This is a genomic window from Haladaptatus sp. HS23 (assembly GCF_056892285.1).
On the sequence record NZ_JBXGLH010000002.1, the window covers coordinates 200,327 to 223,005 of the forward strand.

General features: G+C 62.9%; 21 protein-coding genes and 1 pseudogene. 4 read left to right on the plus strand and 18 right to left on the minus strand.

All coding sequences use genetic code 11. The features are described 5' to 3' along the window. Positions 1-13 precede the first annotated feature (13 nt). The 17 genes from AC1XDK_RS07205 to AC1XDK_RS07285 form a co-directional block, all read right to left on the minus strand. A complete protein-coding gene (locus tag AC1XDK_RS07205) occupies positions 14-766 on the minus strand; it encodes a CBS pair associated ParBc domain-containing protein (protein ID WP_483349847.1) in 753 nt (250 codons plus the stop codon). A 144-nt stretch (positions 767-910) separates the two neighbouring features. Continuing rightward, positions 911-2,392 (minus strand): DHH family phosphoesterase, encoded by a 1,482-nt coding sequence (locus AC1XDK_RS07210; RefSeq protein WP_483349146.1) that lies wholly within the window; start codon positions 2,390-2,392, stop codon positions 911-913. Between the two features lie 155 nt (positions 2,393-2,547). Next, positions 2,548-3,762, minus strand: coding sequence for an MFS transporter (locus tag AC1XDK_RS07215; RefSeq protein WP_483349147.1), 1,215 nt, complete (start codon positions 3,760-3,762; stop codon positions 2,548-2,550). Positions 3,763-3,924: 162 nt separating this feature from the next. Continuing rightward, positions 3,925-5,415 (minus strand): NADH-quinone oxidoreductase subunit N, encoded by a 1,491-nt coding sequence (locus AC1XDK_RS07220; protein WP_483349148.1) that lies wholly within the window; start codon positions 5,413-5,415, stop codon positions 3,925-3,927. Next, positions 5,415-6,956: a complex I subunit 4 family protein gene (locus tag AC1XDK_RS07225; RefSeq protein ID WP_483349149.1), complete on the minus strand. Its 1,542-nt coding sequence runs from the start codon at positions 6,954-6,956 to the stop codon at positions 5,415-5,417. The genes AC1XDK_RS07220 and AC1XDK_RS07225 overlap by 1 nt, the downstream gene beginning before the upstream one ends. Next, positions 6,957-9,002 carry an NADH-quinone oxidoreductase subunit L gene (gene nuoL / locus AC1XDK_RS07230; RefSeq protein ID WP_483349150.1) on the minus strand — a complete coding sequence of 682 codons (2,046 nt, stop codon included), beginning with the start codon at positions 9,000-9,002 and terminating at the stop codon, positions 6,957-6,959. A gap of 2 nt (positions 9,003-9,004) precedes the next feature. Beyond that, positions 9,005-9,307, minus strand: a complete 303-nt coding sequence (gene nuoK, locus AC1XDK_RS07235) for an NADH-quinone oxidoreductase subunit NuoK (protein ID WP_483349151.1) — start codon at positions 9,305-9,307, stop codon at positions 9,005-9,007. Beyond that, on the minus strand, positions 9,307-9,672 hold the full coding sequence (locus AC1XDK_RS07240; protein ID WP_483349152.1) for a proton-conducting membrane transporter: 366 nt from the start codon (positions 9,670-9,672) through the stop codon (positions 9,307-9,309). The genes nuoK and AC1XDK_RS07240 overlap by 1 nt, the downstream gene beginning before the upstream one ends. Next, positions 9,669-9,935 (minus strand): NADH-quinone oxidoreductase subunit J, encoded by a 267-nt coding sequence (locus AC1XDK_RS07245; protein ID WP_483349153.1) that lies wholly within the window; start codon positions 9,933-9,935, stop codon positions 9,669-9,671. Before AC1XDK_RS07245 ends, AC1XDK_RS07240 begins: the two co-directional genes overlap by 4 nt. A gap of 56 nt (positions 9,936-9,991) precedes the next feature. Then, on the minus strand, positions 9,992-10,453 hold the full coding sequence (locus AC1XDK_RS07250; protein ID WP_483349154.1) for a NuoI/complex I 23 kDa subunit family protein: 462 nt from the start codon (positions 10,451-10,453) through the stop codon (positions 9,992-9,994). Continuing rightward, positions 10,450-11,544 carry a complex I subunit 1/NuoH family protein gene (locus tag AC1XDK_RS07255; protein WP_483349155.1) on the minus strand — a complete coding sequence of 365 codons (1,095 nt, stop codon included), beginning with the start codon at positions 11,542-11,544 and terminating at the stop codon, positions 10,450-10,452. Before AC1XDK_RS07255 ends, AC1XDK_RS07250 begins: the two co-directional genes overlap by 4 nt. After that, entirely contained in the window at positions 11,541-13,196 is a 1,656-nt protein-coding gene (locus AC1XDK_RS07260; RefSeq protein WP_483349156.1) for an NADH-quinone oxidoreductase subunit D, read from the minus strand. Before AC1XDK_RS07260 ends, AC1XDK_RS07255 begins: the two co-directional genes overlap by 4 nt. Then, entirely contained in the window at positions 13,193-13,897 is a 705-nt protein-coding gene (locus AC1XDK_RS07265; RefSeq protein ID WP_483349157.1) for an NADH-quinone oxidoreductase subunit B, read from the minus strand. Before AC1XDK_RS07265 ends, AC1XDK_RS07260 begins: the two co-directional genes overlap by 4 nt. Next, positions 13,894-14,301, minus strand: coding sequence for an NADH-quinone oxidoreductase subunit A (locus tag AC1XDK_RS07270; protein WP_007978281.1), 408 nt, complete (start codon positions 14,299-14,301; stop codon positions 13,894-13,896). The genes AC1XDK_RS07265 and AC1XDK_RS07270 overlap by 4 nt, the downstream gene beginning before the upstream one ends. A gap of 187 nt (positions 14,302-14,488) precedes the next feature. Further along, positions 14,489-15,109 (minus strand): 5-(carboxyamino)imidazole ribonucleotide mutase, encoded by a 621-nt coding sequence (gene purE / locus AC1XDK_RS07275; RefSeq protein WP_483349158.1) that lies wholly within the window; start codon positions 15,107-15,109, stop codon positions 14,489-14,491. After that, positions 15,106-16,272 (minus strand): 5-(carboxyamino)imidazole ribonucleotide synthase, encoded by a 1,167-nt coding sequence (locus AC1XDK_RS07280; RefSeq protein WP_483349159.1) that lies wholly within the window; start codon positions 16,270-16,272, stop codon positions 15,106-15,108. The genes purE and AC1XDK_RS07280 overlap by 4 nt, the downstream gene beginning before the upstream one ends. 71 nt (positions 16,273-16,343) lie before the next feature. Next, the gene (locus tag AC1XDK_RS07285) at positions 16,344-18,107 is read right to left on the minus strand and encodes a flippase activity-associated protein Agl23 (protein ID WP_483349160.1); all 1,764 of its coding nucleotides are present in this window, start codon (positions 18,105-18,107) and stop codon (positions 16,344-16,346) included. An 81-nt stretch (positions 18,108-18,188) separates the two neighbouring features. Here AC1XDK_RS07285 and ribH point away from each other — a divergent pair, with 81 nt between their 5' ends. Next, entirely contained in the window at positions 18,189-18,593 is a 405-nt protein-coding gene (gene ribH / locus AC1XDK_RS07290; RefSeq protein ID WP_007978272.1) for a 6,7-dimethyl-8-ribityllumazine synthase, read from the plus strand. After that, on the plus strand, positions 18,593-19,783 hold the full coding sequence (locus AC1XDK_RS07295; protein ID WP_483349848.1) for a pyridoxal phosphate-dependent aminotransferase: 1,191 nt from the start codon (positions 18,593-18,595) through the stop codon (positions 19,781-19,783). Before ribH ends, AC1XDK_RS07295 begins: the two co-directional genes overlap by 1 nt. Before the next feature lie 136 nt (positions 19,784-19,919). Here AC1XDK_RS07295 and AC1XDK_RS07300 read toward each other — a convergent pair whose 3' ends face one another. After that, positions 19,920-21,110, minus strand: a complete 1,191-nt coding sequence (locus AC1XDK_RS07300; protein ID WP_483349161.1) for a threonine synthase — start codon at positions 21,108-21,110, stop codon at positions 19,920-19,922. A 77-nt stretch (positions 21,111-21,187) separates the two neighbouring features. Here AC1XDK_RS07300 and AC1XDK_RS07305 point away from each other — a divergent pair, with 77 nt between their 5' ends. Together AC1XDK_RS07305 and AC1XDK_RS07310 are read left to right on the plus strand one after the other, a co-directional pair. Beyond that, entirely contained in the window at positions 21,188-21,823 is a 636-nt protein-coding gene (locus AC1XDK_RS07305) for an NUDIX hydrolase (RefSeq protein ID WP_483349162.1), read from the plus strand. A 60-nt stretch (positions 21,824-21,883) separates the two neighbouring features. Continuing rightward, a pseudogene (locus tag AC1XDK_RS07310) lies at positions 21,884-22,438 on the plus strand (FAD-dependent oxidoreductase); the annotation flags it as partial. Positions 22,439-22,679: the final 241 nt, after the last annotated feature.

A 22,679-nucleotide genomic window follows, 5' to 3' on the forward strand; every position in this document is an offset into this window, starting at 1 on the left:
GAATGAGGATAGACTACTGCAACCGCTTCGTCGTCTCCATCAGCGGATGGCGAGCGTAATCCACGACTTGAATGTCGTCGATGGTTTCGAGGCCCTCCTTGCGCGCCGTCTCGGCCATCCCCAGTTCGACCCGGTGGTCGGTGATGATGATGTACGCGTCCATCTCCTCGATGTCGAGCCTGTCGGCCGCTTTCGCGCGGTGGTGGCCGTCAGCCAACAGGAGGGTGTTACCGTTCTCGATGACGACCAACGGTTCGGCCAGTCCGCGCTCCATCTCGTACACCCGACCCTCCAGTTCGTCGGCGTAGACTTTGCCCTGTGTCGGCACGAGGTCGGCGAGCCGAACCTTTCGGCGGCTCTGTGTGACCTCCGTGTCGTGGATGGATTCGAGGGTCCGCATGAGTTTGCCCACCTTCTCCGGCGTCACTCGCTCGATTTGGCTCCGGATGAAGTCCGTGTTGGTGATGATGCCGACGAGGTTACCCGCATCGTCCACGACCGGCAGTTTCTGGATGCCGGACCGGAGGATGACGCGCGCGGCGTCGTTGACCACCATGTCCGGGTGGGCGACGATGAGTTCCTGCGTCATCACCTTGAAAATCGGTTCGTGGTCGTCCGCGAGCAGAAGGTCGCGCGCGCTGACGAAGCCCTCGACCCGTCGGCCGTCACACACCGGAAATCCGTTGTGTCCGTCGCTTTCGGCGATTCGTCGGGCGACCTCTTCGACAGTTGCATCGGGGGAAACCGTCGCCACGTCGCGAGTCATGTACTCCTTGACCTTCGCTTTGATACCCTCGGTTCCGCCGTCGGAAGCGATGCGAACGCGCGACGCCGCACTTCGGTCCGCTTCCTCCTCGCCCTCGTCCATGCAAAGTACCGATGCCCCCGTAGGAGAAAAAGTTCCCGCCTGTCACTCGTCGTCCGCTAATTGGATGTCGAACGCCGCGACCCGCTCACGCTCCGCGTCGAAATCGTTGGGGCCCGGACGCGACCGAACCGTCTCGAAGAACCGGTCGGTGATGATCTCCCCCACGATGGTCGAAAGCGATTCTTCCTCGTCGTCCTCGACTTCGCCGAGGAGACCTAACGGAATCTGCGCCCCCGCCATGTCGGCGTGTCCCCCCGCGCTCCCGATCTGTCCGAACGCGGCGCGCATCGTCTCCCCGAGGTCCACGTCGGTGCCGCGTGCGCGCGCGGAAACGTACACCGTTCCGTCCATGAATCCGAACACGAGCGTGACGGTCACGCCGTCTATATTGAGCAACCGGTCTGCGGCCTGTGCGAGCGCATCGCGGTCAGTGAGTGCCCCGACACAGCTCGCGAGTACCGTCCCGTCGAGTTCCCGGTTTCGAATCGCCCGGGAAATCGTCTCGAACGTGTCGGCGCTGATGGAGGGCGTCTCCACGCGTTCCAAGGTGCTCGTATCGGCGTGGGGAAGCAGGAACGACGCCGCCTCGAAGTCCGCGACCGAGACTTCGCGGGTGAAATCCTTCGTATCGACGCGAATGCCGTACAGCAACCCGGTCGCAACCCGTTCGTCGGGGCAGATACCGAGTCGTTCCAAGTGGCCCGCGAGCAACGAGCTCGTCGCCCCCACACCGCTTCGAAGGTCGACGAACCGCGCTTCGACCGGATGGTTCGGCGGGTGGTGGTCGATGACGACGTCGACCGGAATCTCCTCGGGAAGTTGGTCGTTGACGCCCGGACAGGAGTGGTCCACCAGCGCGAGTCCGCCGAACTCCGATAGGTCGGCACCCTCGTCGAAGTTTCGGAGGTTCAAATCGAGGAGGTTGACGAACGCGCGGTTTTCCTGATGCGAAATCGCTCCGAAGTAGCAGGTCTCGGCCTCGGTGCCGACCGATTCCGCCATACCCTCCAACGCGACCGCGCTGGCGATGGCGTCCGGGTCGGGGTTGTCGTGCATGAAAATGCCGAGTTTCCCGTCGATGTCGCGAAGGGTTCGTTGGAGTTCGTGTGTCCGAAATGCGGTGTCTCCGGCCGTCAACGGTAGCAAGTGGTCGACGAGCGCCGCACCGGGGTCGATCAACTCGTCCGCGATGTCGGCGAGGTTCTCACGTTTCTCCCTCGACGGTTCCTCGCCCGTATAGACGAGGAGATACGCATCGGGGTGGACTTCCCGTACCGCACGTGCGGCGTGCCAGTTTCGCTCGGGGTCGTTCCCGCAAACGAAGGCGAGATCGACTTCGGGTCGTTGCGCGACTACGTCCGGGTCCGTGGGGTCGCCCTGCGTCGCCGAGACGCCCTCCGTACGGAGCGTTTCGACTCTATTTTCGCTCTCGTCGACGACGACGAGACCCCCGGACCAGTCGGCCACCGATTCAACGATGGCATGCCCGACGGAACCACAGCCGAGCATGAGCCGCGAAACCATCTTACCCCCGATTCATAGTCGGACACCTAAAACTTGTTGGGAATCCGTTTCCGACGCGAGGACGTAAAAATCAGCTCCACTAGCAGGTCTCCGTGGAGATTTCGCAGCGTGGTGACGGGCGTTCGACACGCTAAATCGGTGGGTGAACGACCGGACTATCCGTCCACCGCACTGCCATCGTCCGCATTCGATGCGACGACCGGAGAGGACCACAATCGAATACCGACGGCACCCCCGAGAAATATCACGCCGAGCGCCGCGAGGGCGAGTACGGGACTCGTCCCATCCGCGATTCGACCGGTCGCCAACTCGATTGGGATTCGAACCAGCGCGTAGACCATCGCGACGGCGCTCAGGACCGTCGCCCGGCCGCGCGACTCGATACGGTGGTTGATGTAGCCGCTCGCGATCGGATTCACGAGGGTTCGAGTCCCTCGCATGAGGAAGAACACGGGGAGTGCTAACAACGGAAGTGCGAGGGGAAGCAGGAACGCCACGGCCGTCACCAACGGGAACGCGATGACGGCGACCCGTGTCGTCAACCGCGTCTCGATTCGACCGGCGTACGAACTGGCCACCGCCCCGACGACCGCGAACCCCGCATACAGGGGTCCGAGACTCGACGCGGACACCGACAACCGGGTCACCGCTATCGGCTGGACGAAGTTTTCGGCGGTCATCGAGATACCGACGAAAACGCCCATGTAGAGGACGAACGACCGGAGCGACGGCGAGAGGAGTTGCTCACGGATGACCGGCAACGCGTCGACGACGGTGAACGGTTCGACATCGGCAGGACGGGAATCCCCGCCCGGAAAGGAAAGGAGGACCGGAACCCCGAATCCGACGAGCATCGCACTGGCGAGAAATGGATAGCTCGTGTCGATGGCGTACAGTCCGCCCGCGGCGAGCGACGTTCCGGCCATCGTCCACAGATTGACCGCACCGCCCCTGCCGTGGACGTGCGTGTACAGGTCTCCGTCTCCGCGCGCGTCGAGCATGTCGTAGAGCCACGCGTCCCCGTTGCCCGACTGGAACACGTTCGAAAACGACCAGAGGGTCCAGACGACGGCGAACGCCGCGAACGAGTCCGCGATAACGAAACCGATGCAGGCGGCACACAGGAGGAGGGAACTGGTCAGCAGACTGTTTCGATGGCCGATTCGGTCCCCGACGTATCCCGCCGGAAGTTCGCCGACGAGCGTCACGACCATGGCGACAGTGTTCAGGAGTGCTATCCGTGCGAACGAGAGTCCCCCCTCTCGAAGGAACAGGACGAGAATCGGCCAAATAAACCCGAACGTGACGGTAGCACGATAGAAATAATATTTGAACACGAACCACGGTGGCAGTCCGTTCCGCCAGTTCATAGCGCCCGCGCTCTCACTGTCGTTGCCGATTCGTGGGGCGAGGAGGGGTTCATGGCCCGCATTTCGAGGAACCGGATAAATGTCTTCCGCTGTCGCTCGACAGGGGGCGTGGAGAAACGTCGAAACGCGAAAAACGAGACCGAAAACGAATTTCTGTGGTGTTCAGGCGAACAGCGCGGCGGCGGCGTTGTACGCCGTGTCCGCCACGGGCCCGAACGCGAACAGCAACGCGACCGTCATGACCGCGGCCGCGACGACGGCCACGTAGAGGCCGGTCGGCGTGCTTCGAATCGTAAACTCGCCCTCCGGGTCCTCTATCCACATCGCCTTCACGACGCGACTGTAGTAGAACAGCGACAGCGCGCTGTTGATGGCGCCGACCGCTGCGAGCCACCAGAATCCGGCGCCGACCGCGGCACCGAACAGGATGTACTTGCTCATGAACCCTGCACCGACCGGGAGACCGGCGAGGTTGAACAGGAAGACGGTCATGGCGAGGCAAGCGATGGGAGCCTTCTCCGACAGTCCGTTGTAGTCTTCGAACGTCTTGCCGACGCCCCAGTTTTCGACCAGCGCGATGAACAGGAACGCACCCGTGTTCATGAAGCCGTAGACGAGCAGGTGGAGCATCGCACCGCCCATCACCCAGTCGTTGTTACCGCCCGTGAGCGCGGCGAGTCCGATGAGCACGTAGCCCGCGTGTCCGATGGACGAGTACGCGAGCATCCGTTTCACCTTGTCCTGCGTGGCTGCCGCGAAGTTCCCGAGCGTCATCGTGACGATGGCGAGAATCTGGAAGGCCAACACCCAGTCGATGGTGGAGCCAACCTCGCCGATCGGGAACGCGGTGACGAAGACTCGGAAGGCGACAGCGAACCCGGCGGCCTTCGAGGCCGACGAAAGGAAGCCCGAAATCGGTGCGGGCGCGCCTTCGTAGGCTTCCGGTGCCCAGAAGTGGAACGGCACGGAGGCCGTCTTGAACGCGAAGCCACCGAGCACCATCAGCACGCCGATACCGAGCACGCCGCCTAGACCTTCGAAACCGCTTCCGAGCGCGGACGCGATGAGGTCCAGTTGCAGGTGTCCGGTGACGCCGTACACGAGACTGATACCGTAGGCGAAGATGGCCGACGAGAGCGCACCGATGAGGAAGTACTTGAGACCCGCCTCGACGCTTCCGCGGTTCTTCTTCAGCACCGCGACGAGCGCGTAGGACGGGAGGCTGGCCAGTTCGAGGCTGATGAACACCGTGGCGAGACTGTTCGAACTCGCCATCAGCGTCATCCCTGTCGCCGCGAGGACGACCAGCGTGTAGTACTCCGCCTGATACGAGTTGCCCTTCAGGTAATCGTAGCTCGCGACGCTGACCAGCGCCGTGACGCTGGTGAAGATGAGCACGAAGAACAGGCTCATCGTGTCGACGACCATCGCGCTCCCGTAGAGCGAGATGGGGTTCTCGCCCGTACCGGAGGCGAGGAACCACGCCGCCAGACCGCCAGCGACGACCGCGCCGAGCGTCGAGATACCCGCGAGAATCGGGTTGTCCCGCGTGTGCGGGTAGATACTGTCCACGACCAACAACAGCAGCGCCGTCAGGCCGAGGACGATGGCGGGCGCGAGTGCGGCCCAGTCGGGCCACGCGAGTGCCGCCATCAGGCACCACCTCCGGCGAGGAGCGCCATTTCACCCACGGCGTCCTGAATCATGTGGTAGAAGATGTTCGGTTGAACACCCAACAGGATGACCAGCAGGATGAGGACCACGAGGGGCGCGACGTCGTGGAACGCCGCGCGGCCGACCTCGTAGTCGGTTTCGAGCCGGAACGGCCCGAACAGCGTTCTCTGCATGGCGAACAGCAGGTAGCCCGCCACGATGACGATGCCGAACATCGCTGCCGCCGTGAACAGCGCGAGCGCGTTGCCCGCGAGCACGGTCGAATGGAAGGCGCCGACGAAGATGAAGAACTCCGCCGCGAAGCCGGCCATCAGCGGCAGGCCCATGTAGCCGAACGCGCCCGCGACGAACACCGCGACCGTCACCGGCATTTTGTCCGCGAGTCCGGACATGTCCGAGACCATCCGGGTGTGGGTGGTGTTGTAGATGACGCCGACCGCCATGAACATCAGTCCCGAGATGAGACCGTGGGCGACCATCTGGAAGGTCGCACCGCCGACGCCGTACATGTTGAACGCGACGAGTCCGAGGATGACGTACCCCATCGAGGAAACCGAGGAGTACGCCACGATACGCTTCAGATCGGACTGAGCCAACGCGAGGAGCGCACCGTAGATGACGCTCACGACCGCCACGAGGGCGATGATGAACGCGTAGTCCTTCGCCACGCCGGGAAGCATGGTGAAGTTGAATCGGAGCAGCGCGTAGGTACCCATCTTCAGCATGACGCCCGCCAGCATGATGGACACCGGCGTCGGTGCCTCGACGTGGGCGTCCGGCAGCCACGTGTGGAACGGAACTATCGGGACCTTCACGCCGAATCCGATGAACATCGCGAAGAACGCGAGGACTTTCAGCGTGCCCGCGTCGATGCCGCCGAGGCTTCCCAACTGCCCGCTGTTCAACGCCTGTGCGATGGCGGGCATATCGAGTGAGGTGATGGAATCACCCAGTCCGAAGACGAGGCCGATGAACCCGATGAACATCAGCAGCGAGGCGACGTTGGTGTACACGAAGAACTTGATCGCCGCGTACTTGCGCCGCGGGCCGCCCCAGATGCCGATGAGGAAGTACATCGGAACCAGCACCATCTCCCAGAAGACGAACCAGATGAAGAAGTCGAGCGCCGAGAAGACGCCGAGGAGGCTCATCTCCATGAAGAGCATCAGACCGAAGAACTGGCTCTGGCGCGACTGAATCGGCGTCCACGCCGCCAGAATCGCGAGCGGCGTGAGCACCGTCGTCAACACCAACAACGGCATGCTGATGCCGTCGAGTCCGACGTGCCAGTTCAGCGCGTAGGGACCGAACGAGGCCCACTTGAACGTCTCTTCGAAGGCGAGGGTTCCGCCCGACAAGAGGGCGTTCCCGCTGCCGTCGAAGGCACTGTACATCCAGATGCTCCCGGCCGCGGGGAGCAGGCTCAGCACGAACGCGAGTTTCCCTGCGATTTTGTCCGGCGCAAGGAACACCGCGAACGCGCTCACCAAGGTTACCGCGAGAAGTGCTTCGACTATCATCTAGAACCAACCTCCCGTGAATCCGAGGACGAGAAGCAGGACGACGAACGACAGCGTGAGCAACAGCGCGTAGTTCGTCACGACACCGCTCTGGATGCGCTTCACTCGGCTTCCGCCGAACAGGCTCACGCTGGAGACGCCGTTGACCACGCCGTCGATGACGCCTTGGTCGAACTTGTCCGCCGCGCGCGAGATGGGGAGCGTGACCCCGTTCGCGAGCCAGACCTGATACTCGTCCTGGTAGTAGTTGTTGAACAGGAGCGTCTTCGCGCTGCCCAACTTGTCCGTGTGTTCGACGGGTTCCGGGACGTTGTACAGCGCCCACGCCAACCCGAGACCGGCGAGTGCGAACGCGAGCGACACGCCGCCGGAGACTAGCGCCGAGAACGCCTGTGCTTCGCCGTAGGACCCGACGACGAGTTCCTCGTAGTGGTGTGCAGCGGTTTCGGTAATCGGACCGTTGAGCCACATGTGGAGGAACTCGATGTTTTCGATGTGGAGCGCCTCCGCCAGGACGGTCATGTTGGTGAATCCGATGACGGTGGCGAGGATACCGAGGACGACGAGCGGGAACTTCACGTTCCAGTGCACGCCGTGTGGTTTCCGTGCCGTGTCGCTCCGGGGTTCACCGTGGAAGGTCAGGAAGACCATCCGGAAGGTGTAAAAGCCGGTGAAGAACACGGCGATGAGACCCATCGCGTAGGCGACCAGCAGGGCCGGATTACCGCCAAGCCCGTGACTGAGCGCCGCGTAGAGCACCTCGTCCTTCGACCAGAACCCGGCGAACGGGAAGATACCCGCGAGCGCGAGCGACCCGGCGAGGAACGTCCAGTAGGTCACGGGCATCCGGTCCTTGAGACCGCCCATGTCCCACATGTCCTCGTTGTGGTGCATGGCGATGATGACCGACCCCGCTCCGAGGAACAGGAGCGCCTTGAAGAAGGCGTGGGTCATCAGGTGGAAGGTCGCCGCGACGTAGCCACCCGACCCGAGCGCGAGCATCATGTACCCGTACTGGGAGATGGTGGAGTACGCGAGCACCTGTTTGATTTCGCGTTTGACGACGCCCATCGTCGCCGCGAACAGCGCGGTGAAGCCGCCGATGAGCGCGATGATGGTGAGCACCTGCGGGAGCAGGGCGTAGAAGCCGTACATCCGCGCGACGAGGTAGACACCCGCGGCAACCATGGTCGCCGCGTGAATCAGTGCGGAGACGGGTGTCGGACCTTCCATCGCGTCGGGGAGCCACGTGTGAAGCGGGAACTGCGCCGATTTCCCGATAACGCCGCCCAACACGAGCAGGCCGACGATGTTGAACCACATCTCGGGTTCGAGACCGAAGAGAGTCGTTACTTCGCCCGCACTGCCCGCACCGCCCTCGCCGTGACCGAGGGCCTGTCCCGCCATGTGAACGAACGAGTGGTCGCCCGCGAACTGTGCCGTGCCGAAGGTTGCGAACACGGCCACCACGCCGACGAGGAAGAAGTAGTCACCGAACCGGGTGACGAGGAACGCCTTCTTCGCGGCGCTCGGTGGGCCCGGTTCGCGGAACCAGAACCCGATGAGCAGGTACGAACACAGGCCGACGAGTTCGAAGAACATGAACGCCATCAGCAGGTTGTCCGAGAAGACGAACGCGAGCATGCTGAAGGTGAACAGGCCGAGACCGGCGTAATACCGCGGCAGGCCGGTTTCGCCCTCGTCGTTCATGTATCCGAGGCTGAAGATGTGCACGAGACACGCGACCAGCGAGACGATGACGAGCATCATCGCCGACAGCGGGTCGAGGAAGATTCCGAAGTGCAGGTTGAAGGTTTCGAGGCCTTCGACCCACACGATGGTCTCGTGGTAGGATTCGCCACCCGACACCGTGAGGAAGACCCACAGCGACAGGAGGAGCGACCCGGCAGTCGCGACGATGCCCGGAATCGCGCCACCCTTGGGTAGCATCTTGCGGGCGTACTCGCCGCCGAACAGTGCGATCAGGAACGATACGAACGGCAGGAGTGCGATTACCGGTGCCAGTTGGAATGCTGTTGCCGCCATTGTTACCACCTCATAGTCGTCGCTTGGGACACGTCCACGTCGTTGAAGTTACGATACAGCACGAGGATGATACCGATTCCCACTGCGACTTCCGCGGCGGCGAGCGCCAGCGTGAACAGACTGAACGTCTGTCCGGTCAGGTTGCCGTGATAGCTGGAGAACGCGACCAGGTTGATGTTCGCCGCGTTCAGCATCAGCTCGACGCTGATGAGGAACATCAGCGCGTTCTTTCGGGTCAGGATACCGAACAGCCCCGAACAGAACACGGCGGCGGAGAGCAACAGGTAGTATTGGACAGGCACCATTACTCCTCGTCACCTCCCGTGTTTCGACCGCCGTCGGCGAGGACCGCCGACGAAGACTCGCTGCTATCGTCGTCGTCGCGGGTGGCGAGCATCACCGCACCCACCAGCGCCGCGACGAGCACGAGGTCGATAATCTCGAACGCGACGAGGAATCCCTCGCTTTGGACGAGCGCGTCACCGCCGACGTTTCCGATGTTGAACATCGCATAGCCGATGCTCGCCGTGATGTTGGCTCCGTTCGCGAAGCCGCTTGCGTCGCCGAACGACGCGCCGAGGAACACCACAGCGAGGATGGCGAACAGCGCCACCGCGACGACGCCGGGAAGCATCGTGCTTGGGTCACGCATTCGTGGCCGTGATGTCATGCGTTAGTCACCTCCTCTGTACTTGAATGACGTGTGAGCATGACGGCGAACGTTATCAGGATGAGAACCCCGCCCACGTAGACGAGGATCTGCATCGCCGCAACGAATTCCGCCTGTAACATAACGTAATGGATGGCGAAGCTCAGCAACGAAAGGCCGAGCAACAACGCCGAATGCCACACGTCCCGCACCAGGACGGCGCCCACGCTACTCGCCACCGTTAGGATGGCGAACAACGCGAACGCGATCATTTCATATGCCATTTCAGTCACCTTTGGGTTTGGGTAAACGCCCTTTCAAGATTTCGAGACGGGCGTGATTACTGGTAATCGACTGCTCCTTCGCCCTCTCCTATCCACGCGCTACGGTCCGGTTCACGCGATTCGAGTGGGTCGATGTCTTTGTACCAGGGGACGTTCTTCAACTGTTCTTTGTTGTACACCAAGTCGTCCTTCGTGTCACCCGTGAACTCGAAGTTCTGGGTGAGCAGAATGGCGTCGACCGGGCACACTTCCTCACAGAGTCGGCAGTAAATGCACTGACCGACGTGGAGGTTGTACTGCTCGCCGTTGCGCTGGTCGTCCTGAACGATCTGGATCGTATCGTTCGGACAGACGTTCTCACACTGGCGACACCAGATACAGCGCTCTTGGCTGAACTTGTGAATCCCACGGAAGCGTGGGCTTACTTCGGGCGCGACGTCCGGGTATTCGACCGTGAACGTCGAGCCGTCCAGTGCGTGCTTCATCGTCGTTGCCATCGATTTGAGTAGTCCGATCATAGCACCACCCCCACGATGATGGCCGTGAGAACCAGGTTGGCGAACGAGAGCACCAGCATGCCCTTCCAACCGATTTCGATGAGTTGGTCGATGCGAACACGCGGGAGCGCCGAACGCGCCCACTGCGTGAACAGGAACACCGCCCAGATCTTCACCGTGAACCAGACGAATCCGATGGACCCCGATGCGGGACCGGACGGACCGCCGAGGAACAGCGTGGCGATTATCGCACCGCCGAGGAAGATGTGGATGAACTCGCCGAGGTAGAACAGCACGAAGTACACGCTGGAGTACTCCGTCTGGTATCCGGCGACGATTTCCGTCGGCGCTTCCGGCGTGTCGAACGGGTTACGCCCGACTTCCGCGAGGTTCGCCGCGAGGAACAGCACGAACGCGAACGGGTTCACGAACGCGTACCACGACGGAATCGCGATGCCGCCGATGGAGATGAGCGTCTCCTGCTGTTGGGCGACGATTTGGCTCATCTGGAGCGTCCCCGTGAAGAGGACGACCGATGCGGCCGTCACGACGAGCGGAATCTCGTACGCGATGTTCTGTGCCACCGCGCGGAGGCCGCCGAGGAGCGAGAATTTGTTGTTCGACGCGTAGCCGCCCATCGCCAATCCGAGCGTGGCGATGGAGGCGACGGCGAACACGTACGCTAACCCCGTCTCGGGGTCAGCGAGTTGCAGATTGATGCCGAAAAGGGAACCCATCGGAATGACCGCAAAACCGAGCAGCGCCGAACCCGCCATGACGACGGGCGCGAGGTCGAATGCCGGACGGTCTGCACCCTCCGGGATGATGAGTTCCTTCGACAGCAATCGCACCGCGTCGGCCACGATGATGAACAGGCCGAACGGCCCGACACGATTGACCGCGATACGGTCCGTGAACGCCGCGGTGATCTTCCGTTTCGCCCACGGTCCCGCGAACGCCGTCATCGTCAGCATGATGGTGCCGATGACGGCCGCCGCGATGAGCGCCGAGAGGAGCTCTATCGGCGCGCTGGGGTTGTTGCCGCCCAACACCCGTGCGATCTGTTCGGGCAGGAGGACCGGACTCGACCCCTGTAACGGGACCGGATTCATCGGTCGACCTCCCCGAGAATCACGTCGAGGCTGCCGAGCGTGGCGACGAGGTCGGGGATGTACTCCCCGTTGGACATCTCGCCGAGCGCCGCGAGGTTACAGAAACACGGGCTTCGAATCTTGAATCGGCCGGGCTTGTCCGTCCCGTCCGAGCGGATGTAGATGCCGAGTTCCCCTTTCGCGCCCTCCACAGCGCGGTACGTTTCCGTGTCCGCCTCCGGTTTGAGGGTCCGGGGGACGTTCGACTGAATCTCGCGTTCGTCCTCGGGCCAGTCCTCGAGCAGTTCCACACACTGTTCGATTATCTTCGCCGACTCCTCGACTTCGCGCATCCGAACGAGGAGGCGCGCGTAGTTGTCACAGCCGTCTTCCGTGACGACGTTCCAATCGAGTTGGTCGTAGTAGCCGTACGGGTCGTCGCGGCGCAGGTCGTAGTCGATGCCCGATGCGCGGGCGACGGGACCGGTGACGCCGTACTGTTTAGCGACTTCCGGGGCCAGTTCCCCGGTGCCGATGGTTCGGATTTGGAACAGTTCGTTGCCCGTGATGAGGTCGTGGTACTCCTCCAAGGCCTCCGGGAGGCCGTCGAGGAAGTCCCGAACCTTGTCGAAGAACTCCGCCCGCGGTTCCGGGATGTCCCAGACGACGCCGCCGAGGCGGAAGTAGTTGAACATCATGCGCTGGCCGGTCAAGTCCTCCAGAAGGTTCTGGACGATTTCGCGGTCGCGCATCGCGTACATGAAGATAGCAGTGAAGTCGCCGTAGATGTCGAGACAGAACGTCCCGAGCGCAAGCATGTGCGACGCGATACGGCAGAGTTCGGCCCCCATCGTCCGGATTATCTGTGCGTATTCCGGCACGTCGAGGTCGTTTAGGTCCTCCGCCACGCGTGCGTAGGCCCACTCGTTGAGCAGGCCAGCGGACGCGTAGTCCCATCGGTCGGGGTACGGCATGATTTGATGCCGGTAGGTTCCGTTCTGGGCCATCTGCTCCTCACAGCGGTGGAGGTAGCCGATGTCGGGGTCCACGTCCGCGACTTGCTCGCCGTCGAGCGTCGTCTTCAGGTGCAACACACCGTGTGTCGCCGGGTGGTGTGGGCCGATGTTGAGGAACATCGTGTCCGATTCTTGGTCGTAGTGGTCGTCCTGAATCGGGTTCTCGTACTCGTTGAACGAGACGATCTGTGGCCTGTCTTGGTCGTAGTTCTGCGCCAAGGGGTGTCCCTGCCACGTCTCGGGGAGGAGAATACGACGAAGGTCGGGATGCCCCTCGTAGTCGATGCCGACGAGGTCGTACGCTTCCCGCTCGTGCCAGTCGGCGGCCCGGTAGACGGGTTCAGCCGACTGGTTTGCTGGGGCACCTCGCGGCGACGGGACGACGACGCTGACTTCCTGCGTCGGGTCGTCGTACTTCTTCAGATGGTAGATGCTCTCGTAGCGGTCCTCGTAGTCCTGTGCCGTGACCATCGAGAGGTGGTCGAATCCGGCCTCGTCGCGCAGGATGGTCAGTGCGTCCTGCACTTCGTCGGGTCGAACGACGAATCCGGGCGCATTGAGATGCTCGTCGCGACCGATGACGCGGTCGCCGAGCAGGGCGGCGAGTTGGTCGCCGTCGAGTTCCTGCGCCGCCGGCACTTCGTGTTGCGAACTCATGGTGAATCAGCCCAGTTGTAGCGCATGACCAGCGAGTCCTCGTCGATCTGGTCCGCGAGCGTGTCCACCAACTCGTCCTGTTCCAAGTCCTTGAACTGTTCCAGTTCGTAGGGCTTGACCGTTACCGGACTGGTCTCGCCGTTGGCGATGCGCTCTTGGAGCTTGACGACGCCGTAGACGAGTGCTTCCGGTCGCGGCGGGCATCCCGGGACGTGAATGTCGATTGGGATGACCTCTTCCGCGCCCTTGATGACGTTGTACCCTTCCTGGAACGGGCCACCGCTGATGGCACACGACCCCATGTTCACGACGAACTTGGGTTCGGGCATCTGGTCGTAGACGCGCTTCATCCGCGGCGCGAACTTCGAGACGACCGTCCCGGGGACGATCATCACGTCGGCCTGTCGCGGCGACGCGCGCGGGACACCCGACCCGAAGCGGTCCAAATCGTGTTTGACCGCGTAGGTGTGCATCATCTCGATGCTACAGCAAGCGATACCGAACTGCAGCATGAACATCGACGACCCCCGCACCCAGTTCATGAACTTGTCGAACTTCGTGAGGATGAACGGCGACGCGCCGAACGCCTCCCGAAGTTTCGAGTTGAAGCGGTCATCGACACCCTCGCCCATCCGAGCCTCGCGGGTCTTCGTCTGGGGTGCTGTACTACCGTGTATGTATTCCCGTGGTTCGTTGCTCATTGTTCCATACTCCGTTGCGTTCCGCGGGGGCTACGAACCCACCGCACCGCTCCGTTACGCCAAGCCCACGCGAGGCCGACGACGAGAACCGCGATGAAGACCAACATCGGGACGAGCACCGTCGCAAGGCTGACACCGCTGTCGATAGCGTTGCGATAGATGACGGTCCAAGGGAAGATGAGGACCGTCTCGATGTCGAAGACGACGAACAGCAGCGCAACCATGTAGTATTGGATGTTGAACCGAATGCGCGTCGTCCCGGTTGGAATTTCACCGCTCTCGTAGGTGGCGGATTTTCCCTGTTCAGGCACGCTCGGTCTGAGGAGACTCGACACAGCCATCATACTGAATGGTATGGCGAGTCCCACGAGCACTAGCGCGCCAATGGCTACCCATGGATTCATTACCGATTTTCTCCTAGCAGGCGGTGTTTTGTGAGCGCACCCCTATAAGCGTTGATTCTTGAGATTATAGCCGGACAGCGCCGCTCTTGCCCGCATTCGGGTAACTAACGCTTTCTATTCAGTAACGCCCCCTTTCTCCCCGATGAAACGACTGTTCAGAAGAGCGGAGTGAACGGGAAAATATCGGTTAGTCGTCGTCGCGGAACGCAGGCGTTCCCGCCTCGTGAAGGCGGCGTGAGACGGTCCCCACGTCCGTCTGTAAGTCGTCGTGATATGAAACGAGTCGCTCCTGAAGGTCGTCGTGTTCGCGCGCGAGGATTTGCACGGCCGAGAGCGCGGCGTTGAACGACTTGCCCGCGTCCACGGCGACGATGGGCGCGCCGGTCGGCATCCCGATAACCGACGAGACGGATTTCTCCTGCACGGGAACGCCGATGACGGGGAGCGGGTACGCGAGCGATGCGGTCATGTTCGGCAGGTCCGCCGACTTGCCGCCCGCACCGGCGATGATGACATCTAAGCCGCGCGCCTCGGCCGTCTTCGCGTAACTGTACATCAACTCGGGGGTCCGGTGGGCCGAGACGACGTAGGTCTCGAACGTGAACCGCGCGTCCGGCGGATTCTCGTCGTCGGTCACTTCCTCGAAGCCGAGTTCGGTGAGCGCGTCGTAGGCCCCCGACATCACGTTCAAGTCGGAGTCGCTTCCCATGACGATGCCGACTTCGGGCGTCTCCTCCGTCGGTCGGTCGCGGTTCGCTTCGGCTTCGAACTGTTCGATGAGCGTGGTGACGGATTCTGCGGTGGTCATTGGAACGTGAGTGAGTCGGTGAGTTCGCGCGCCTCTTCGAGCAAGTCGGTGAGCGTCGCTTCGTCGGCAGTATCGAAGCCGTCGCCGACGAGCGTGACGTGACCCATCTTTCGGAGCGGGCGAACCTCGCGTTTGCCGTACCAGTGGAACGCCGCGCAGTCGGTCGAAAGCACGCCTTCGACCCCCGAGAGGTCGGCGGATTCGGGTTCGTCGACGTCGCCGAGGATGTTCGAACTCACGACCGGACTGCGGAGGTCCGTCGCCCCGAGCGGATAGCCGAGAACGCCGCGGGCGTGCTGTTCGAACTGCGAGGTCAGCGCACCCTCGATGGTGTAGTGACCGGAGTTGTGCGGCCGCGGTGCGATTTCGTTGACCGAAATCTCACCGTCTTCCCCTTCGAACAACTCGATACCGTACGTTCCGCGTCCCGACAAAGCGGACAACACCTCGCGGGCGACGTCCTCGGCGCGTTCCCGAACCTCGTCGGAGGCCCGAGCGGGAACGATGGTCTGCCGGAGGATTTCCTCCTCGTGAACGTTTTCCCCGACGGGGAACGTCGCCACCTCGTCGTCGCCCTTGACGGCGATGACCGAGAGTTCGCGCTCGAAGGGGACGAACTCCTCGACCATCAACTCGCCCGAGACCTGCGAGAGCGCGTTGTCCACGTCGTCCTCGTCCTCGACGGGGACGTTGCCCCGCCCGTCGTAGCCGCCGCGGCGGGCTTTCAACATCATCGGGTAGCCGAACTCCTCTCCCGCTTCGAGGAGGTCCTCGCGGGAGTCGACGGGTCGGAAGTCGGGCACCGGAATCCCGCGGTCCTGCAGCGCACGCTTCTGGACGAGTTTGTCCTGAATGGTCCGGAGCGTCGCCGGGTCGGGATGAACCGGTACGTCGAACTCCTCGCCGACCGCTTCGAGGACGTCGGGGTCCGCGAGTTCGATTTCGAAGGTCAACGCGTCGCTTCGCTCGGCCAGTTCTCGAATCGCCTCCTCGTCGTCGAAGTCGCCGACTATCTGGTCGCGGGCGACCGGTGACGCCGGACAGTCGGGTGTCGGGTCGAGGACGACCAGTTCGACGCCGAGCGGCGATGCCGCCTCCGCGAGCATTCGACCGAGTTGCCCGCCGCCGACGACACCGAGGGTGAGCGGTGATGCCGTAACCATATCACCCGAAGCCTATCCCCGTGGGTGCATAAGATTTGCCAACTACGACGAAGGATGAACACGAACGTGTATCAGTTTGCGGGCAGCGCGGCTCGGTTCGCCTTCCGAAGCGCACTGTCTTTGATGTATATCGTCGTGGGCGCACCCCAGAGCGTGAGATGGTGGTCGTAGACGCGGTAACCGTCGAGGTACTTCCCGACGTCCCCCTTGCGCGACGTGCGGGTGATGACGACCGGTGGTTGGCGGGCTTGGAGGGTTTCGTTCTTCAACGTGCTGTCCACGTTCGCGTCCACCATCTCGGTGTACCACGGGAGCGGGAGGCGGTTGTACCAACTGTTGGACGGGGGCCAGCGGTCGTTGTTCGCCTCGTTCGGGACGTAGAAAACGTACGAACTGTCCTCGTTCAGATAGCCGTAGTACAGCACGTCGGTTCCTTCCCGGTTCGCCTGCGAGACGCGCTGGACCTTCTCCAACGTCGGCTTGATGCCGTCGGCGGGTTGCCCCCACTGCACGATGTCGTTGTGACGTTGGCCGCCGAACAGTTTGGGGGCGTTCGCATCCTGCGGATGGAGATAGACGACGGTTATCGCCGGAAATACGACCTGTACGACGAAGAAGAGCGCGATGATACCCGCGGCACCCGTCGAAAACGTGTCGTCGTCCGCGTACGCTTCCCGACCCCAGTCGTAGATGACGCCCGCGCCGACCGCCGCGGGAATCGCCAGCGGGACGATGGCGTGAACGGTCACCCACCCGGCCTGAATGTCGGTCACGAGCGGGTAGCCGAGGATGCTCACCGCACCCCAGTAGAACGCGAACGAAACGAGGTCGCGCGGCCGGTTATCGACGTACCGTGCCGCGATGAAGCCGAGAACGGAGAGGACGACGACGACGAGCGCACCCTGTTCAAGGACGGTGATGAAGTGTTCGAGGTAGGGGAGGTAGGCGTGACCCTGGCTCTTGACCCACTGGCCGGTGAACTCGTTCCACGTTCCGAGCGTCGCCTCCGAAATCACCGCGCCGAACATTCCCGGATTCGAGAACGCCTTCCACAGTCCCGGGCCGCTGGTGCCGTTCGCCCGCGGGGCGTAGAAGAGGACGATGACCGCGAAGAACTCCACCACGCAAAGGGCGATGTGGGGGGCGAACCGAAGGACTCCCCGCCCCGTCTCGGAGACGGTGTCGGCGAACGTTTCCGTCCATTCCCGGTCGTGATTGCGTGCGAGGAGTAATCGGTGGTCGAACAGCAGAACGGCGGCCCCGACCCACGAAGCGACGTAGAGCAGGGCGTTCTCCTTCGTCGTAAAGCCGAGCGCCAGCGTCAGCGTTCCGGCGTACAGGTATCGCGCTTTTCCACTCGCCTGCGCACGGAGGAAAAACCCGAGTGCGAACACCATGAACGCCGCGAGGAGGACGTCGTATCGCATGACCCGCGAGTAGTAGAGGACGACCGGATTGACGGCGAGGATGAGGGCAAGTGCCACCATTTCGGAGTCCCGGAGATGGTCGCGATACAACCACGCCGAGAGCGGAAGCAGTCCGGTGATGACCGCGACGGGCAATCGGGCCACGAAATCGCTCGCGCCGAACAGTTCGAAGAGGACGCTGTTCACCTGCGGGAAAAACGGCCCGTGGATGGTGGCGTGATAGCTCCAGATGCCGTTCTCCTGATACCGGAGAATCCAGTAGCCGACGCGGGCTTCGTCCCAGTGGGCGAATCGCTCGCCGAGGGCGAACAGGCGGAGCGCCAACGCCAGAACCGTGACGACGCAAACGGAAGCGAAACCCCGATTTCGGGTCGTCCACCCTGAAATCGGGTGTTCGCTCGAACTCATTGTTTCCCCTCAAGACGCAGCGGGGATACAAGCCTTGCGGAGAGCGGTAGTTCTTTTAGCCGTGCTGGCCTCCCGCCACACATGGTAACGCTCGGACTCGTCGTCGCGGAGTTTAACGCGCCGATAACGGAGCAGATGGAGGAGTCGGCGCGCGAGGCTGCCGCCGAGCGAGGTGCGGAAATCGTCGAAACGCTACACGTACCCGGTGCGTACGATTCGCCGCTCGCGGCGGACCGCCTCGCCCGCCGGGACGACATCGACGGGGTTGCGGTTCTCGGTGCCGTCATCACCGGCGACACCGACCACGACCACGTTATCACGACCGCAACGACGCAGAAGCTCACCGACGTCAGCCTGAACCGGGACACGCCGGTCGCACTCGGTATCACCGGTCCCGGCATGTCCGCGGCGGAAGCACGCGAGCGTACCGACTACGGTGCACGGGCGGTCGAAGGTGCACTCGACTTAGTGGAGGAACTACAATGATGGACTTCTCGGACAGGATTCAACGTGTCGAACCGAGCGCGACGCTGGCTATCAGCAGCCTCGCGTCGGAACTGAAAGCGGATGGCGCGGACGTCATCGACCTGAGCGTCGGCGAACCCGACTTCCCGACGCCGGCGAACGTCGTGGAAGCGTGTGAAACCGCGATGGAGGAAGGGCATACCGGGTATCCGTCGTCGAAGGGCGTCCCCGAACTCCGCGAGGCCATCGCGGAGAAACTGCAGGGGGACGGCCTCCCGTACGAGGCTGACAACGTCATCGTCACCCCCGGCGCGAAGCAGGCGCTCTACGAGACCGTACAGACCGTCGTCGACGATGGGGACGAGGTCGTCCTCCTCGACCCGGCGTGGGTGTCCTACGAGGCGATGGTCAAACTCGCGGGCGGCGACCTGAACCGCGTGGACCTCGCGCCGCACGACTTCAAACTCGAACCGGGCCTCGACGACCTCGCCGAGGCCGTCTCGGACGACACCGAGTTGCTCATCGTCAACTCGCCGTCGAACCCGACCGGGGCGGTCTACTCCGACGCCGCGCTGGAAGGCGTCCGCGACTTGGCGGTCGAACACGACATCACCGTCATCAGCGACGAGATTTACGAGCGGATCACCTACGGCGCGGAGTTTACCAGCCTCGGAACCCTCGACGGCATGTTCGAGCGCACGATAACGGTGAACGGCTTCTCCAAGGCGTACTCCATGACCGGTTGGCGACTCGGCTACCTCGCCGCGCCGGAGGAGTTCGTCTCGGAGGCGGCGAAACTGCACTCACACTCCGTCTCCGCGGCGACGAACTTCGTCCAGCACGCGGGTCTCGAAGCGCTGGCGAACACCGAGGACGACGTGAGCGAGATGGTCGAGGCGTTCCACGAGCGCCGTGACCGCCTCGTCGCCCTGCTGAAACAGCACGGCGTGGACGCCGGAACGCCCGACGGGGCGTTCTATCTCATGATTCCGGTGGGCGAGGCGCAACGGGCCTCGGATGCGAGGGGGGAGCAAAGCGACCCGCGAGCGGACGACCAGCAGTGGTGCGAGGATGCGCTGGAGCAGGCCCACGTCGCCACGGTTCCGGGCAGCGCCTTCGGCGCGCCCGGCTACGCACGTATCTCCTACGCGGCGAGTCTCGACAGAATCGAGGAAGCCGTCGAGCGGTTGGTCGAGAGCGACCTTCTCTGAACGGGTCGGAATCGGATTCGAGGAACGCTCGTATCGAAACTCAAGCGGTCGTTCTCTGCCCTTTCTTTCCACATCCGAGCCGTACTGGCTTCGGCTTCTGATATAAACTTTTGGTCGAAAACGAGGGGGGCCTGTCTTAGACGCCCATTCCCATCAGGTGACTGCGGAGCACGTCGTCGTCCTTGTTACCTTCGCCGGTGTTGAGGATGACGACGGTGTCGTCCTCGTCGAACTCCCCTTGCTGGGCGAGTTCCCACGCGCCGCTGGCGGCGGCGGCGCAGGTCGCCCCCATCTCCAAACCTTCCTTCTGTGCGACCGCGACCGCCGAGTCGAGGATGTCCTCGTCGCTGGTCGCCACCGCGCCGCCGTCGCTCTCGCGGAGCGCATCCAGAATCATGGGACTCGCGCCGGGGTCGGGAATCTCGATGCCGCCGCAGATGGTGTCCGGCGTTTCCCACGCCTCGTGAACGTCCTTGCCCTCTTCCCACGCCTTCACGATGGGCGCACACCCCGTCGCTTGGGCGGCGTACATCGCCGGGAGGTCGTCGGTGAGTCCCAAATCGCGGAACTCCTTTGCGGCCTTGTGCATGCCGACAAGACCGACGCCACCGCCGGTCGGGTAGACGATGGCGTCGGGGACCTCCCAGTCCATCTGCTCGGCTATCTCGTAGAACATCGTCTTCTTGCCCTCGTGGCGGTAGGGCGTGACGAACGTCTGCACCGAGAACCAGTCCTCGTCTTCCATCGCGTCCGCGTAGGCCGCACCGGCGTCGCCGATGCGGCCTTCGACGACGGTCATGTCGCCGCCGTGGACGTTCACCATCGCCTTGTTGGTGAATCCGGAGCGGGTCGGGAGGAAGACGTGCGATTCGATGTCGGCGCGAGCGGCGTACGCCGCGGCGGCCTGTCCGGCGTTTCCGGCCGAGGCGAGCGCGATGTCCGACGCACCGTGTTGGGCCGCCGCCGTCACGGCCATCGTCTGGCCGCGGTCCTTGAACGTCCCCGTCGGGTTTCGCCCCTCGTCCTTGAACAGGACGCGTTCGACGCCCATCTCCTCGGCGAGGTTCGGACACTCCACGAGCGCGGTCGCGCCCTCGTCCATCGTCACCGCCGATTCGCGGGTGAACGGAAGCAGTTCCGCGTATTTCCACATCGTCTCGAACGGTCGGGATTCGAAGTCCGCACGCGACACGTCGATTTCGTCGTAGTCGTAGTCCGGGTCGAGGATGCCGTCGCAGTCGGGACAGCGGTGTGTCCCCACCTCGGCGTCGAACGTCTCGCCGCAGTCTACGCACGTCAGGCCGATGAATGCGTCCGTCGTCTCCATGTCCGATGGTGGGCAGGCGGGACACTAAGCCCTGTTCATCCCCCGCCCCTTTTGCCCCCTGCACGCAACTGTCGGGCATGCAACCGGATGGGGTTCAGTCCGTTCTCGACGCGCGCGTCGAAGTTCTCCGGGAATCGCTGACGGAACGCTGGGGTGACGCACCTCACCGTGTGCGCCCCACGATGGACGTTCCGGAGTACGACGCGCCGACGACGCCGGACGACGTCTTTCCGTGGGTCGCGGTCTGTTTCGTCGTCGAGGACGGACGGGTGCTGTTGGTGCAGGACTCCGGTCACTCGTCGGCGTGGGAACCACCGGGAGGGAAGGGGGAGGTGCGTAGCACCTCGAAGACAGCGAGCGGTGGATACCGCGAGCAGGGCGAAGCGCTACGCACTTCGGAAATAGCGAACGGAGAATACAGCGAACTGGAAGAAGACGAATCGGTCGCCGAAACCGCCGAGCGGGAAACACACGAGGAGACCGGAATCGAGTGCGAGGTGACCGACCTGCTGTTCACCGAAACGCTTCGCTTCGACTACGGAAACGGCGTGCCGATGTCGGTGTTGCAGGCGGGATTCGTCGCCCGTCGGGTCGGCGGCGAGATTCGCCCGACTGCGGCGGCCATCGAGAACGTCTCGTGGTTCGCACCGGAGGAGATACCGGACGGAACGCAGTTCGCGGAGAAGATTCGTTCGTTGAACGTCGAACGGTAGCACCACCACCCCAACCAGATCGGCCGAGAAACGTTTAGGACCGACGACCGACCAGTTCGTATGACCACGGTTATCGTCGCCGGGGCGGGACTCGCGGGACTCGTGGCCGCCCGACGTCTCGCCCGATTGGGACTCGACGTACAGGTGTTCGAACGCGAGGACGAAGTGGGGGGTCGAGTCCGAAGCCGACGAGAAAACGGATTCATCCTCGACCGCGGGTTTCAGGTGCTCTTCACCGCCTACCCGGCGGCACGGCGGGAACTCGACTACGACGACCTCGATTTGCGCCGCTTCGCGCCGGGTGCGGTACTCGCCCGTCCCGGCGAACGGTCGGTTTTGGCGGACCCTGTCCGCGACCCGAGTACGGCGTTCGGTTCGATGGCGAACCGCGAGGTTCGTCTCGGCGACAAACTGCGGACCCTGCGACTCCGCCGCGAACTGGCCCGGAAGCCGAACCGCGAAATCTTCTCGGGGGAGGACGAGTCCATCGAGGGGTACCTCCGCGAACGAGGATTTTCCGACGCGTTCCGAGAGAACTTCGCGGGGCCGTTCTACGGCGGCATCACCCTCGACCGGTCGCTTTCGACCTCGAAGAAGGTGTTCGTGTTTTCTTACGGGTTACGACGTATTACCATCAATCGGCAAGGAACTTAAAGCTATCTTCTCTCCCACAACCAACTCGCCTCGAAGCAAGTGAGATTTCGAGCAAAAGAATTTTTCATCGAAGAAATCGAAGAATAGAATTCTTTATATAGAAATCTGACAGTTGTGCCCACCAACCACCCCCCGCTCAATCGAGAGAATCCTGTGTGAGCGTAGAGTATTTGCCCTTTGTTAATGAGTACCACTCCCCCCC